Source organism: Neotamlana nanhaiensis, assembly GCF_000943555.1.
In the GTDB taxonomy this organism is placed as follows: domain Bacteria; phylum Bacteroidota; class Bacteroidia; order Flavobacteriales; family Flavobacteriaceae; genus Neotamlana; species Neotamlana nanhaiensis.
In genome coordinates this window covers 20,797-35,186 of the sequence record NZ_JTDV01000001.1, presented here as the reverse complement: position 1 = coordinate 35,186, position 14,390 = coordinate 20,797, and the positions used below count along the sequence as shown (strand labels likewise).

At 31.8% G+C, this 14,390-nt stretch carries 12 protein-coding genes and 1 tRNA gene; 6 read left to right on the top strand and 7 right to left on the bottom strand.

Annotated features, from left to right (window positions below):
• Positions 1-25: 25 nt before the first annotated feature.
• Entirely contained in the window at positions 26-685 is a 660-nt protein-coding gene (locus PK35_RS00150; RefSeq protein ID WP_044624657.1) for an HAD family hydrolase, read from the bottom strand.
• A gap of 229 nt (positions 686-914) precedes the next feature.
• Between PK35_RS00150 and PK35_RS00145 the strand changes: the two genes are divergently transcribed.
• Positions 915-2,321 (top strand): MATE family efflux transporter, encoded by a 1,407-nt coding sequence (locus PK35_RS00145; protein WP_044624656.1) that lies wholly within the window; start codon positions 915-917, stop codon positions 2,319-2,321.
• Positions 2,300-3,196, top strand: a complete 897-nt coding sequence (gene rlmF, locus PK35_RS00140) for a 23S rRNA (adenine(1618)-N(6))-methyltransferase RlmF (protein ID WP_238320841.1) — start codon at positions 2,300-2,302, stop codon at positions 3,194-3,196. The genes PK35_RS00145 and rlmF overlap by 22 nt, the downstream gene beginning before the upstream one ends.
• Here the strand turns inward: rlmF and PK35_RS00135 are convergent.
• On the bottom strand, positions 3,193-3,888 hold the full coding sequence (locus PK35_RS00135) for a DUF2490 domain-containing protein (RefSeq protein WP_082048474.1): 696 nt from the start codon (positions 3,886-3,888) through the stop codon (positions 3,193-3,195). The two genes, rlmF and PK35_RS00135, sit on opposite strands and share 4 nt — an antisense overlap.
• 9 nt (positions 3,889-3,897) lie before the next feature.
• The gene (locus PK35_RS00130; protein WP_238320840.1) at positions 3,898-5,820 is read right to left on the bottom strand and encodes an SLC13 family permease; all 1,923 of its coding nucleotides are present in this window, start codon (positions 5,818-5,820) and stop codon (positions 3,898-3,900) included.
• A 216-nt stretch (positions 5,821-6,036) separates the two neighbouring features.
• Between PK35_RS00130 and bshB1 the strand changes: the two genes are divergently transcribed.
• Positions 6,037-6,756, top strand: a complete 720-nt coding sequence (bshB1, locus tag PK35_RS00125) for a bacillithiol biosynthesis deacetylase BshB1 (RefSeq protein WP_044624653.1) — start codon at positions 6,037-6,039, stop codon at positions 6,754-6,756.
• A gap of 93 nt (positions 6,757-6,849) precedes the next feature.
• Positions 6,850-6,925: transfer RNA gene (locus tag PK35_RS00120), tRNA-His, on the top strand.
• A 167-nt stretch (positions 6,926-7,092) separates the two neighbouring features.
• Here PK35_RS00120 and PK35_RS00115 read toward each other — a convergent pair.
• From PK35_RS00115 to PK35_RS00100, 4 genes are all read right to left on the bottom strand, one after another.
• The gene (locus PK35_RS00115) at positions 7,093-8,154 is read right to left on the bottom strand and encodes a M28 family metallopeptidase (RefSeq protein WP_044624652.1); all 1,062 of its coding nucleotides are present in this window, start codon (positions 8,152-8,154) and stop codon (positions 7,093-7,095) included.
• A gap of 87 nt (positions 8,155-8,241) precedes the next feature.
• Positions 8,242-8,751 (bottom strand): hypothetical protein, encoded by a 510-nt coding sequence (locus PK35_RS00110; RefSeq protein ID WP_202903796.1) that lies wholly within the window; start codon positions 8,749-8,751, stop codon positions 8,242-8,244.
• Positions 8,752-8,758: 7 nt separating this feature from the next.
• Positions 8,759-9,526 (bottom strand): DUF3108 domain-containing protein, encoded by a 768-nt coding sequence (locus PK35_RS00105; RefSeq protein WP_044624651.1) that lies wholly within the window; start codon positions 9,524-9,526, stop codon positions 8,759-8,761.
• A gap of 462 nt (positions 9,527-9,988) precedes the next feature.
• Positions 9,989-10,750 (bottom strand): T9SS type A sorting domain-containing protein, encoded by a 762-nt coding sequence (locus PK35_RS00100; RefSeq protein ID WP_044624650.1) that lies wholly within the window; start codon positions 10,748-10,750, stop codon positions 9,989-9,991.
• A 223-nt stretch (positions 10,751-10,973) separates the two neighbouring features.
• On the opposite strand from PK35_RS00100, the gene PK35_RS00095 reads away from it, so the two are divergent.
• Both PK35_RS00095 and PK35_RS00090 read left to right on the top strand, forming a co-directional pair.
• Positions 10,974-11,336, top strand: coding sequence for a DUF4870 domain-containing protein (locus tag PK35_RS00095; protein ID WP_044624649.1), 363 nt, complete (start codon positions 10,974-10,976; stop codon positions 11,334-11,336).
• A 149-nt stretch (positions 11,337-11,485) separates the two neighbouring features.
• Entirely contained in the window at positions 11,486-14,389 is a 2,904-nt protein-coding gene (locus PK35_RS00090; RefSeq protein ID WP_044624648.1) for a sensor histidine kinase, read from the top strand.
• Position 14,390 lies beyond the last annotated feature (1 nt).

The following is a 14,390-nucleotide window of genomic DNA, read 5'->3' as shown; positions in this document are numbered from 1 at the left end:
AATTAATTTTAATTAAAAAAATCAATCACCCTAAAACTTCACGCAACTTTTCAAAAGAAATGTCATCAAAACTATTTACAACGAAGTTCGCAGTGCTATAATCTTGGTTTGTAGAGTGTAAACTGTCGTAACCTACACAAAAAATACCAGCAGCATTTGCGGCTTTAATACCGTTGGTAGAATCTTCAATAACCACACATTCTTCATTATTAAACCCGGTAGATTGGGCGGCTTTTATAAAAATTTCGGGATGTGGTTTACTTTGTTTTAAATCGGCACCACTAAATTTTGCTGAGAAATATTGGTCTAATTCAAAGCGTTTAAAAATAAGTTCGATACTTACCATAGAAGCCGAAGAGGCTAAAACCAGTTTTAATCCGTTTGCATGATAATCTTTTATGGCTTCTAAAACACCAGGAATAAGCTGTAAATCGTCGTCATTTTCAAATATGTGTTTATGGTGTTTACGCTTTATTTTTACCAAGGTTTCAGGAGCTTCTTTTAAATTAAAAGTATCACAAAGACGTTTACAAACATTAAGTGTAGATTGCCCTGTAAACGATTCGTAAAGTTCGCTAGACACGTTAATGTCAACATCCTTAAACATGCGGTGATAGGCTTTGTAATGTAGAGGTTCGCTATCAATAATAACCCCATCCATATCGAAAATTACTGCTTTTAGCATTGTTGTTTTTTTAACGAATATAAAGCAATTGCAAGTAACACCCTAAAATCTATTTTGTAGATTTATAAAAATTAGCAATATTTGCTATTATGATTGTATAACAGCACTTCCATAGCGATTCAACATTCATTTTTTTTGAATGTTTTAATGAGACTTTCTAAAGCAACCTATTTAGTGGTTGATAATATTTGGTTAGTCTCCATTGATTATTTTAAACTTCAATTACATTATGCAATCACAATCCATTTCAATAAAAAAACTATTCAATTATTTTAAAATTGCGGTAACAGGCAAGGAGCAAGAGTTTACATCGGGTAGTATTCGTAAAGCCGTTTTTATGCTGTCTATTCCCATGATTTTAGAAATGCTCATGGAATCTATTTTTGCTTTAGTCGATATTATGTTTGTATCGAAAGTAAGCGTAAATGCTGTGGCAACCATAGGTTTAACCGAATCTGTAATTACCTTAGTGTACGCTCTAGCCATTGGTTTAAGTATGGCTGCAACGGCTATTGTGGCGCGTCGTGTAGGCGAAAAGGATTTAAAATCGGCATCAAACGCAGCGGTTCAAGTAATATTTTTAGGTGTCTTTATTTCCATTTTAGTAAGTGTAATCGGTATTCTTTATCCCAAAGAAATACTCGCATTAATGGGTGGTGAGCCCGATTTAATTGCAGAAGGTTATGGATATACTCGAGTGCTTTTAGGTGGTAATGTAACCATAATGTTGCTGTTTTTAATAAATGCGATTTTTCGTGGTGCTGGAGATGCTTCAGTGGCGATGTGGACGCTTATTTTGTCTAACGGGTTAAACATTATTCTCGACCCGATGTTTATTTTTGGGTTCGGACCAATTCCTGCTTTGGGTGTAGAAGGCGCAGCTATTGCAACAACTATTGGTCGCGGTACAGCGGTTGTTTTTCAACTTATTATTCTATTTTTTGGCTATAGTAAAATTAAAATCGCGATAAAAGATTTGGTACTGCAAATAGGAGTAATGCTTAATTTAATTAAAGTTTCGCTTGGTGGTATTGGTCAGTTTTTAATTGGCACTTCATCTTGGGTATTTTTAATGCGTATTATGAGCGAATTTGGCAGCGAAGTGCTTGCGGGTTATACCATTGCAATTCGAGTGATGATGTTTACACTAATGCCTGCATGGGGTATGAGTAATGCCGCAGCTACTTTGGTTGGGCAAAATTTAGGCGCCAATAAACCCGAAAGGGCAGAACAATCGGTTTGGAAAACCAGTAAATATTGTGCTGGTTTTATGGGCTTAGTCTCAATAGTGTATTTAATTTTTGCACCGCAAATTATAGTGTTATTTAACGATACTCAAACGGTTGTAAAATACGGTAGTTTGTGTTTACGAGTTTTAGCTTCGGGTTACATTTTTTATGGTTACGGCATGGTAATTATTAATGCGTTTAATGGTGCTGGCGATACTAAAACGCCAACTTATATTAATTTTGTGTGTTTTTGGTTATTGCAATTACCATTTGCATATTTTATGGCATTAACCCTGAATTTTGGGCCTTCGGGTGTGTTTTGGGCCATTACTTTTGCCGAAGTTTTAATTGCTATAATTGCCATTATTTGGTTTAAAAAGGGAACATGGAAAAATGTAAAAGTGTAATGGTAAAACCTAAGCTTCATACAAACAACAAACATAAATTAGGATATAATTTTGAAGCATTATGTGATGTTTATCCTGATTTAAAAGATTTTATTACGTTAAATAAATCAAACCAAAACACCATCAATTTTGCAAACCCTGAAGCCGTAAAAGCTTTAAACAAAGCTTTATTGTTTAAACATTACCGTATTAAGTTTTGGGATTTTCCTGATGATAATTTATGTCCGCCAATTCCTGGTAGAGTCGATTATATTCATTATTTGAATGATTTGTTGACCGATGAAAATTACACTAAAACAGTAAAAGTTATCGATATTGGTACAGGCGCCACGTCTATTTACCCGTTACTTGGTCATGCTGAATATAATTGGAATTTTGTTGCAACCGATATTGACGTGGCATCATTACAAAATGCTAAATCGATTATTCAAAAAAATAATTTAGTTGATGCTATTGAATTAAGGCATCAAAATGATAATCAGCATATTTTAAAAGGAATTATAAAAGCTTCTGATGCTTTTGCTTTAAGCATGTGTAATCTGCCGTTTTATAAAAATGAAGCTGAAGCTAATGCGGCAACGGAAAGAAAATTAAAAGGATTAAAGTCTTCCGAAGATAATTTCATCCGAAACTTTTCTGGTACACCAAACGAACTGATTTATAAAGGTGGCGAAAAGGCATTTCTTCACAATTATATTTACGAAAGTAGTCAGTTTAAAGCGCAATGTATGTGGTTTACAACTTTAGTATCAAAAAGGGATTTAATAAAAGGATTAAAGGCGTCGTTAGTTAAATTAGGCGCAACAAAAACAAAAGTAATTAGTATGGGACAAGGGCAGAAGGTATCACGAATTTTAGCATGGACTTTTAATTAGATTTTTTCAGTTTGTTTTCTAAAGTCTATGCTATAAAATAACCCCAATTGCAATCTGTGTAAATCTAACCCTTTAATTTTTCGATTTAAGTAACCAACTTGCAGATTGGTAGATTTTAAGATGTTAATCCCTAAAGCTGCATAAGCTCTATTTTCGGTAAAACCATCATTTTTTGTCGTTTGTATAGTCCAAATAAACTCATTATTTAATCGAATAAAAAAAGTATTGTTAAGCTTTATTTTTGTTCCTAATCTGTAACGCGTTCTGTTATGAAAAGCATTGTCTGTTGGTGCAGGTTTGTTTAAAATACGCTGTTCTAAACGTAGTCTAAGATCAAAAGGGAGCTTCCCAATGTTTTGTTTCATGCTAATTTGCTCATAGAATCGGTTTTCGTAAGTGTGCGTACCTTGTTTATTAAAGCCACAATCAATATCGTTAAAGCCATAAGACACTGATGTAATTATTTTAGACGAAACATGATAATTTATAGCAATACTGGTAAATAAAAAGTTGAAATTATCGGCGATTTCGTAGTGCCAAGATTGAACCACATTGCTAACACTTATTTTGTTTGAAACTTTGTAATTAGCACCATAAGTAAACCAAGACCCGAGTTTATCTTCAATAGCTGTTTGTGACATGCCACAGCTAATTGTAAAAAAAGCTAATAGAAAAATGACGTATTTTTTCATGTTTTAATATTAAAATGGCCAAATAAGCGGTACTAGTACTAGAGAAACCAGTAAAAAGACTAATAGCAATGGTGCTCCAACTTTTAAATAATCCATGAATTTATATCCGCCAGAAGTCATAACCATAGCATTTGTAGTTGTACCTATAGGTGTTAAAAATGCAGTTGACGCGCTTATTGCAACAACAATCATAAAAGGTTCTGGTGACAGATTTAACGAGTTCGCGGCTAATATGGCAATTGGAGCCATGAGTACCGCTGTCGCAGAATTATTGATAACCTGACTAAAGGTTGCTGTTAGTAGAAAAACACCACCTAGTAGTAAAATAGGATGAATAGCGCCTAAATAATCTACTAAAGCATTTGCTATTACTTGTGCCGTTCCTGTTTTTTCTAAGGCTATGCCCATGGGGATCATGGCGGCAATCATAATAACGCTTATCCAACTAATACCTTTGTAGGCTTTTGCCATAGGAATACATCCTGTTAAAAGTATAATACCTGCCGATATTAAAGCGGCAATAGAACCAGGAATAATTTTGAAAACCATAAACACAATCATTAATAAAAGTGCTCCTAAAGCGATGTAAGATTTATAATTTAAACTTTCAACATTTTTTGCCATTCCTTCAGGACTTCCACAAATCACCAGATTGCCATGTTGTTTTTTTAGGTCTTCGATGTTTTCCCAGCTTCCTCTTAAAATAAATGAATCCCCAGCTTTCACAGTAAACTCTTTATTTAAAAGCGGTTTATTATTTCTAGAAGCTGCGAGTAATTGAATACCAAAACGGTTAAAATAATCGCCTAATTTGTATTTTCTGCCAACAAAAATAGAATTGGGGTTTACAATTACTTCGGCCATACCAACTTCTTGGTTAATTAAATTGTGTTTTAACTCGTCGGTTTCTGCTTCTAAAGGCAATAAACCAAGGCTAAATTCAATCATTAATTTATTTATAGATTCGGTGTCTCCTTTTACGGTAATAATATCATGGTACTTAAGTTTGGTATTTAAGTCGGGAAACTCCTCAAACTGCGGAATACCTTTAAGCATATTGGGATGTCTTCTTTTTAAACGGATTAATGTAATATTATAATTCTTCTCGAATTTCCATGATTTAATTTTAGTTCCAATTAATGGTGAAACCGAACGAATTCTTAAACGATAATAATCATCGTTAACTTGGTAAGCTTTAATCCAATTATGCAGAGTCGATTCAATATTAACAGGTTTATTATTGGTTTTGTTTTTGGGTAAGATTTTATAAGCTATATATCTAAAATAAACCAGAGCAATAATTAAAAGCGGCAAACCAATAAGTGCAAATTCGAAGAATGAAAACCCTTCAAATCCATTTTCAATTAAGGCATTACTAGCAATAATATTAGGAGGTGTACCTGTTAAAGTTAATAAACCACCTGTGTTAGAACCAAAGGCTACAGGCATGAGCATTTTTGAAGGTAAGGTGCCAATACTCCAAGCCGATGAAATAGTTAAAGGCATTAAACTAGCTACGGTACCTGTATTACTAACAAAACCAGATAATACACTGGCTCCTAAACTTACAATAACCAATAATTTAGGTACGCTTTTACCGGCCCATTCTATAAACTTTTTACCAGCAATAGCAGTCCAGCCAGTTTGCGAAATGCCTTCACCAATAATAAAGAGGGCAGCAATCATTATTACGGTTGGGTTACTAAATCCGCTTAAAGTTTCAGAAGGTGTTAAAATACCAGTAAGGTATAAACTAATCATAGAGATTAATGCAACAATGTCTGGTGTAAATTTGCCCCAAATAAAAAGAGCTATTGTAATTACTAAAATGGCTAACATTAAATACATAACGAGTTTTTGTTTTGTTTTACGTTGTAAAATTACAATGGATGTATGCCATGAGTTATGACTAAAGTCATACTTTAAAATCACGACTCATTTTTTAATAATTACTATATTTAAGCCCTTGAAAATGATAATACTGCTTGCGAATACGTTTTCGTGATATATACTTTTGTGTGTTTTTAAATAATAGCCGATAATTATTTTTAACTGTTTTTATAGAAACTATCAATTAACATAATTTTCTGATTAAAAAATTCGCAGTATTAGTTTAAAATTGAATATTTGACGTTAAAAAAAGAATAGATGAAATTAGATATACTTATTTTTGGAGCGCACCCAGACGATGCCGAACTTGGTAGTGGGGGCACCATAGCAAAAGAAGTTGCTAACGGTAAAAAAGTTGGTATTATTGATTTAACACAAGGTGAATTAGGCACAAGAGGCACCGTAGAAACACGTTATAACGAAGCTAGAGATGCAGCAAATATTTTAGGAGTTTCAGTTAGAGAAAATTTAAAATTTGCTGATGGATTTTTTGTAAATGATAAAGCACATCAACTTAGAATAATTGAAAAAATAAGACAATATAAACCAGATGTTGTGATTTGTAATGCTATTGATGATAGGCATATTGATCATGGTAAAGGAAGTAAATTAGTAAGTGATGCTTGTTTTTTAAGCGGATTGATGAAAATTGAAACGTATAATGATGGTAATGAACCCCAACAAGCTCACAGACCTAAAGTAGTGTACCATTACATACAATGGAAAAATATTGAACCTGATTTTGTAGTTGATATTTCGGAGTTTATTGATGCTAAAATGGCATCGGTATTGGCTTATAAAACACAGTTTTACAGTGCCGATAGTAAAGAGCCAGAAACACCAATATCGAGCCAGAATTTTACGGATAGTGTAAAGTATCGCGCACGAGATTTAGGAAGATTAGTAGGAGTTGAGTACGCCGAAGGTTTTACGGTAGAGCGCTACATTGCTGTAGATAGTTTGTTAGATATCAAATAGATAAAAAACAATTAAAAAATATTAAAAAAAGTATTTGTAGAAACCATGTAAATCATTTACATTTGCACTCGCATTTAATTATGCGTTTAAAATGGTGGTTGTAGCTCAGTTGGTTAGAGCGCCTGATTGTGGTTCAGGAGGTCGTCGGTTCGAGACCGATCTTCCACCCAGAAATAAAAGCCTCTCCTTTTTTGGAGGGGCTTCTTTTGTTTTAGACTTATTGGTCAAGATGTTTGGCTTTAGTTGATGTGAAACATCTTTTTAAATCTGTGTAGAAATAAAAAGACCTTGCTTTCGGTAAAACAAGGTCTTTTAATATAATGCTTATTAAGTCTTTTAATATCGACGTCCAAAAGCATGAACAGGTTTGTAGCTATCTTTATTATCTACAATTATGCGCTCTTCACGATTTGCTAGTTCCCAAGCTGTGGTAAATATTAAACGTGTTCTAGTTTCTAAAAACTCATAGTTTATTTTATCTGGTGTATCGCTTGGTCTGTGATAATCGACATGTGTACCATTAAAATAGAAGATAACGGGAATGTTATTTTTAGCAAAGTTATAGTGGTCTGAACGGTAATAAAAACGGTTTGGATCGTTATCGTCGTTATAAGTATAATCGAATTCTAAGTTGAAGTATTTTTTATTAATTTCTTCTGAAATATTATGTAATTCGGTACTTAATTTATCCGATCCGATTAAATACAAATAGTTTTCACCACCTTCGTGCTTTGGGTCTACACGCCCAATCATATCAATGTTTAAATCTACAACGGTATTGGCCAAAGGAAAAATAGGGTCTTCATTAGCGTAGTATTTCGAACCATAAAGTCCTAATTCTTCTCCTGTAACGTGTAAAAATAAAATAGAACGTTTAGGACCAAAACCTGCTTTTTCTGCTTCTTTAAAGGCTTCAGCAATTTCTAAAACGGCAACAGTTCCCGAGCCATCATCATCGGCACCATTATTAATATCACCATTTTTTGAAATACCAATATGGTCTAAATGCGCTGAAATAACAATAATTTCTTCTGGTTTTTCAGAACCTTTTATATAGGCTAAAACATTTTCAGAAGCTTTTATATTACCATTAAAATAGGATTCTGGAATTTCTTGAAAATAATCTCCTTCGGCTATTGGGGAAGGAATGTTATTACTTACATAATGATTTTTTAGATAGTCAATGGCCTTTTTTTGTCCTGGTTCACCTGTACGTCTGCCCTCAAACTCATCAGAGGCGTAGGTGTAAAGCATATCTTTTAATTCGGCAGCTGTAATGGTTTGAGCATAAGTTTCAACAGAAGCATTACTGTTTGCTTTATTTTTATTCTTGTTTTGCGAAGAGCTACAAGACAATATAACTAATGCAATAAGGCTAAATAATGATAGTTTTTTCAAATTGTAAATATTTAATGAAACACAAATATATTACAAAAAACCAACGAATAGGGTTAATGTTATGGTAAAACCAATATGGTTTTAGGGCTAGTCTATTTCTAAATCTTCTAATTCACTTTCATCAATTTCAATGGCTTCGGTATCAAAGCTTTCAAGATCGGCAGAATTTATAGCTTCCTTTTCACTATTATTAACACCTTCTAAATTTTCTAATTCTAATTGCGAATCATCAAATTCAACGGCTTCTAGTTCGCTATCATCAATTTCTAATTCTTCTATCTCCAACTCTTCCAATTCTTCAATAGCTTCTTCTTCTAATTTAAGCTCAGTTTCTTCTAAAACTTTAGTGTCTTCAACAACAGTTTCAGTAAAAATTGCTTTATAAGTAGTTAATCCTAATGCTAAAATGGTGAGTAAAAATGTAAATGGAAGTAACTTTTTAATGTCACCTTCTTTTTTAGATAAATAATAGGCAATTCCTGCAAAAATAAGAGCTAAAATACCTGGTAACACGGCTAAGTTAGATATTGGTAAAACAGAAAATAATACCGTAAAAATAGCGGCTATAAAGGCTAAAATGGTTAGTAGTTTTTTCATAAAGGGTTTAGTTTTTTAATCCAGATGCCGATTTAATTTTTAACTCGCCATTTCCAACAGGAATTTTAAATTTACCATAAACAGGTATTTTGTTGGCATCGGCAGTTAACCATAATAAATTATTGTTTTTACCTTGGAGTACATTGTTGTTTCCTGAACTAATAGCTAATTTATAGCAAGTTTTTTCTCCAATAGCTGTGCTAATAGTTTCTTTTCCTAAGTAAGTAATTTGTGCGTTAATTTCTTCTCTGTCAAAAATAATTTTAATGGTTTTTGTGGTGCCTTTAGCCATATTAGAAAAATCTAATAATCGTACATTATACATGGCCGAAATAATATCTTTGGTACCAGAGCTTATAGAAACCGTTTTGTTTTCAACTCTATTTTTACTTTTAGTTTGTACCGATTTTACGCTGTTGGTTTTATGACTAAAAGTATATTTCATTTTTTTAAAATAACCGCCCTCGTTTATAGATCGATTATATAAGTATGGTGTAAGTGTTTTAGGGCTTACGTAGCTTTCGTATAAATCGCGAATTTTAAAAAAATTATCCCATTTGCTATAGGTAGTTGCCGTACATTTTAATCGAAGTAATGTGGCTTTCGAAGTTTTTACCGCGCTTGTTTCCATGTTTACTTGAGCTAAATCGGTTAAAATACCAGACATATTATACGAGGCAGTATAAACCAATTTTTCGTTATATCCAATGGCTGTATTTTGAGCTTTTACAACAATTGAAAACAGAAATAGACAAATAAAAGATAGTCGTAACATAATTACTTTTTTGGGTTAATAACGTTTTGTAATACATTTATTGTGCCGAAAATACAATGCTTTGCAAAATTACACTAATTAATTGAAGTATTACTCGTTGAATAGCATTTTAGAATCTTGTAAAAAATTTAGAAAAAAGTCAAACGATTAAAATAACATATTAAAATTGTAAAAACTGAAATTGTAATTTAAATACATCATTTTAACACCTGTTTACCAATACCTTTTCCGTTTAGAATAAGTATTATAGTTAATAATCTTATTTGATATTTAACAATCTCGTTTTGGACAATTTAGTTACAGAATTAAAAGTAAAATTTGTTTAAAAAATGAGCTCAAGGTTATTAATAAGTATTTAAAATACTTTGTTGTTTAGTGAAGTAAATTTAGAGCTCTTTTGAGTAATTAAACGGCAAATTCAGGGAGAATTATAAGGACTAAATAAAATATAGGATAATTAAATTAATGCTTAATAAATTTGAAACTTTTTATACCAACATCTGTCGCAATATTTAAAAAGTACATACCATTTTTTAAAGCATTAATCGAAATTTCGGGATTAACCATCTCTTTGTTTTTGGCTAAAACCTTTTTACCTGCGGTATTATAAATTGAAAACGCTTTTAATTGATGAACATCTAAATGCGTTAAACTTAAACGTTTATTTTCTTTTTGGTAAACCATTTTAATACTTTCTAAAGCTGTAGTTCTATCGATGCTTAAACTACTTTCTTCGGTGGGTTGAAAAATAATACTAAAACGTGTCGTATTAACGGTTTCATCTAACCAAATTATGGCGGTTTCAGTCGATAAATTATACTCTGAATTGGTTTGCTTATCTTTTAAAAAGATCTGTATGTTTTCTGGAAAATTTTCGGTTTTATTTAATTCAAAGTTAAAGTTTCCAGCAGTATAGGTGGTTACACCTAAAGGTAACTCTTCATTTTCATTAAATTCCGGTAATGCCATAATCGATAAGTTTTCGTTATTCATAACCCAATACATTTCATTTTGATTATCGTTAAACGAACGGGCATCGTATCCATTATCGTAATTGTGAGTTGTGTTTTGGTCGTATCCTAAACCAATTAATCGCTTATAAGCGTTCGGGTCTGTAAAAGATAACCATAATTTTATACGGCTGTCTTGAGTATTTGCTTGTGCATTTACATTGGGAATGCATAATGTAGCAAATAAAAAGTAGGTTAATAATTTATTAGGCATATTATTTGGGTTTGTACAAACTTATAAAATGATAACGATAAAATGTATAAAAAAACGATAAAATGCATTATTTAATTCAATAAGTAAGAAAAAGAATATAAAAAATATCGTTGAACTGCAATTTTTACGTTTACAGTAATTTTTTACTTCAGTTAAATATTTTTTATCTATGGTGTAACATTTTAAAAATGTATACGTCATATAAATGTAATACCTTTAAAATATGGAATCAAACTACTACACATTAAAACGCACAGATAATCAATTAATAATGGTTACACATTTGGCGCAATTATTAACATACCTTACCGGATTTGGCGGATTAATTGTTCCGTTAATTATATGGGCAACTCAAAAGGATAAAGTAGAAGGTTTAGATGCTCATGGTAAAGCCATAATAAACTTTCAATTAAGCACAATTATATATTGTATTATTAGTATACCGTTAATTTTAGTTTTTGGTTTAGGTATTTTAACCTTAATAATTATTGGTGTATTAGCTTTTGTAATGCCAATTATTAACGCCATAAAAGCCAGTAACGGCGAATTTCCAAAATACCCTTTATCTTTTAATTTTATTAGTTAGTGTTAGAATTTTAAAAAATTCGATTTAAAAGATGATTAGCGTTTACTTTTAGGTAAGCGCTTTTTTTGTATTTAGAAAAAAATAAGATAGTTACAGAAAAATATAGTCAACATTGCCTACATAAATATTAAGTTTGTTAATTCATACTTATGAAGCCTTACTTAAAGTACATATTTCTATGGTTTTCGATAGCTGTAATGCAATCTCAAAATCCTGTTTTCGAGACGATGGCAAACGTTTCACAGCTTCCCGATGTAGAGTTTTACGATATTCTTGAAGACCAGCAACAGTATATATGGCTTGCTGCCGATAAAGGTTTGTACAGATACGACGGAAAAAATTACAAGCATTTTACCAATCCGCAACAAAAATCTAATTCACTTTTTCAGTTAAGATTAGATACAGATGAAAAATTATGGTGTATTAATATTTACGGTCAATTATTTTATGTTGAAAATAATCGTTTACAGCTATTTTACGACGCAAGCCAATTAGTAAACGGTCAATTAGCGCAATACGAAATTTTTGAAAACACTATAAGATTATTTACTGTAATCGGGATTTTTGACATTGATAAAACCACCAAAAAAGTAACCGAAGTGTTTAAAGGTATGTGTATTACCAATGCACGAGACCATGAAAGTAATTACACCTTTATAATTAATTTTGAGGGTAAATTAAAGCGACATCGATTATATAAATTCGAAAAGCAAAAAAGAACAAAAATACTTGAAATAACAAGTACTAATCGAATACAATCGCCAAAGTTATTTGCTTTTAAAAATTCTGTTTTCCTTACACATAGTAGCGCAAAAGGCAATGTTATTTTTAGTATTGATCAGGTTAAAAACACTTCAAAAAAACTAGAAACGCCGTATCAATTAAAAAATGCAACCATTTATAATATTTTAACCATCGAAAACAATTTTTGGTTTTTAACCAACTTTGGAGTGTTTATTTTCAATTTTGAAAACGAGCGTTTTACCTTCAAAGAACAACTTTTTAGAACAGAATCTGTTACCGATGTTCAAATAGATTTTAATAACAATTATTGGTTCACAACACTGGATAATGGCGTTTTTGTGTCGCCTAATTTAAATATTCGACGTGTTGAATTATCAAATATTGAGTCTAAAATTACAGCTTCTGTAGCCTTACAAAACAATCATTTTGTATTAGGAACCAACAACGGAAGGCTTTTGTTTTATCATCAAAATCAACTTAAAAAAAGCATTCAGTTACCAACTAAAAAAATTATAGGTAATTTATATTTTGATATTTTAAAAGAACAATTAATCGTTAGTATTAATGCCTCAGAATCTTTTGTAGTCGATTTAAAAACCGATAAAATAACCGATGTTAAAAACCGATTTTCGGTGGCAAAAACATTTTCAAAAATTAGTGATAGCACCTTATTTTATGGTAATTACCGTCAAGGTATTGTGTATAAAAATCCGTTTGGTTTAAGTGAGAAAAAAATCATTCGCTCAAGTCGTGTAAAGGCTTCGGTTGTTTCTGGTAATGCGTTATTTGTGTCTTATATCGACGGACTTTACAAATACAATTGTAATACCTTTTCTTCGGAAGAAATTCAATATAATTCAGCCAGTTTATTAGTAAATGCTATTGCAAACACCAAAGAAACTATTTGGTTAGCTACACAGCACAACGGATTATTAAAATACGAGCAAAACACATTACAACCATCAGGAATTAAACTTCCTGAAAATATTCAAATCAATACCATTTTATCTGATGGTTGGTTATTGTGGATAGGAACCGATTCTGGTTTATTTCAATATCATACAAAAACACATCAGCTTAAATCGTTAAGCACACAAGATGGCTTAAATACTGCAGTAAATAGTCTTTTGGTGTTGCAAAACCAGTTGGTAGTCGTTTTGCCAAAAGGCTTTTACACCTTACCAAAACAAAACGGTTTGTTTAAAACGTTTAAAACGGCAATGGTTAGGGTAGAAGCGGTATCGATTAACGATCGAGATACTTTGGTTACAAGTAGCTATAAATTGCCACATGATTTAAACAAAATAGGACTAAAATTCAACTCCAACGGATTTCAATCTAACCAACATGTTAATTACCAATATCGTGTGCAAGAAATAGATTCTAGTTGGCAAAATATTCCTTTAAATACGCACTTTGTTTATTTTAACAGCTTGTCAAGTGGCACATATACTTTCGAACTAAAGGCGCAAAATATTAGTGCTAAAAACCCTGTTTTTGCAGCACCAATAACTTTTGTAATTGCTAAACCATTTTGGGAAACCTATTGGTTTTATGGTTTGATTTTGGCATCCGTTTTCGGATTAATTTGGCTGTATTTTAGATGGCGATTGCAACAAAAAGAAGCACAACGTATTGCTGAAGTTGACAAAATTTTAATCGATAAAAAAATCACGAATTTAAGGTTAGAAAATCTGCGCTCGCAAATGAATCCGCATTTCATTTTTAATGCTTTAAATTCAATTCAAGATTATATTATTTCTAATGAAAAGGAATTGGCAAGCTCGTATTTAGTGAAGTTTAGCCGATTAATCCGCATGTATTTAGATTACAGTCAGCAAAATGAAATTACTTTAGAGGAAGAATTAAACGCGTTAAAACTGTATTTAGAATTAGAAAAAGTGCGTTTTGAAGATGAATTGGAATACGCGATTTCTGTCGATAATCAATTAAAGACAAAACAGATAAAAGTACCGTCATTATTCATTCAACCGTACGTTGAAAATGCTTTAAAACACGGATTATTACACAAATTAAACGATCGAAAATTACAAATTGAAGCGAAAATTGTTCAGCAAAATAAATTAGAAATTACGGTTGAAGATAATGGTATAGGTCGCGCACAATCCGAAAAATTAAAACGACCAAACCAACAGCACAAACCCTTTGCCACTAAAGCTAATGAAGAACGTGTGCACTTATATAAAAACAAATTAAAACGTGACATAACTATAACTACCAACGATTTGTATGACGAAAACGACGTTGCTGCAGGTACAAAAGTGATCATCACGATGCCAATACATTAAG

Bases quoted from the DNA above. Each gene is read 5' to 3' on its own strand.
- PK35_RS00150 (WP_044624657.1), bottom strand. From the start codon at position 685: ATGCTAAAAGCAGTAATTTTCGATATGGATGGGGTTATTATTGATAGC.
- PK35_RS00145 (WP_044624656.1), top strand. From the start codon at position 915: ATGCAATCACAATCCATTTCAATAAAAAAACTATTCAATTATTTTAAA.
- rlmF (WP_238320841.1), top strand. From the start codon at position 2,300: ATGGAAAAATGTAAAAGTGTAATGGTAAAACCTAAGCTTCATACAAAC.
- PK35_RS00135 (WP_082048474.1), bottom strand. From the start codon at position 3,888: ATGAAAAAATACGTCATTTTTCTATTAGCTTTTTTTACAATTAGCTGT.
- bshB1 (WP_044624653.1), top strand. From the start codon at position 6,037: ATGAAATTAGATATACTTATTTTTGGAGCGCACCCAGACGATGCCGAA.
- PK35_RS00110 (WP_202903796.1), bottom strand. From the start codon at position 8,751: ATGAAAAAACTACTAACCATTTTAGCCTTTATAGCCGCTATTTTTACG.
- PK35_RS00105 (WP_044624651.1), bottom strand. From the start codon at position 9,526: ATGTTACGACTATCTTTTATTTGTCTATTTCTGTTTTCAATTGTTGTA.
- PK35_RS00100 (WP_044624650.1), bottom strand. From the start codon at position 10,750: ATGCCTAATAAATTATTAACCTACTTTTTATTTGCTACATTATGCATT.
- PK35_RS00095 (WP_044624649.1), top strand. From the start codon at position 10,974: ATGGAATCAAACTACTACACATTAAAACGCACAGATAATCAATTAATA.
- PK35_RS00090 (WP_044624648.1), top strand. From the start codon at position 11,486: ATGAAGCCTTACTTAAAGTACATATTTCTATGGTTTTCGATAGCTGTA.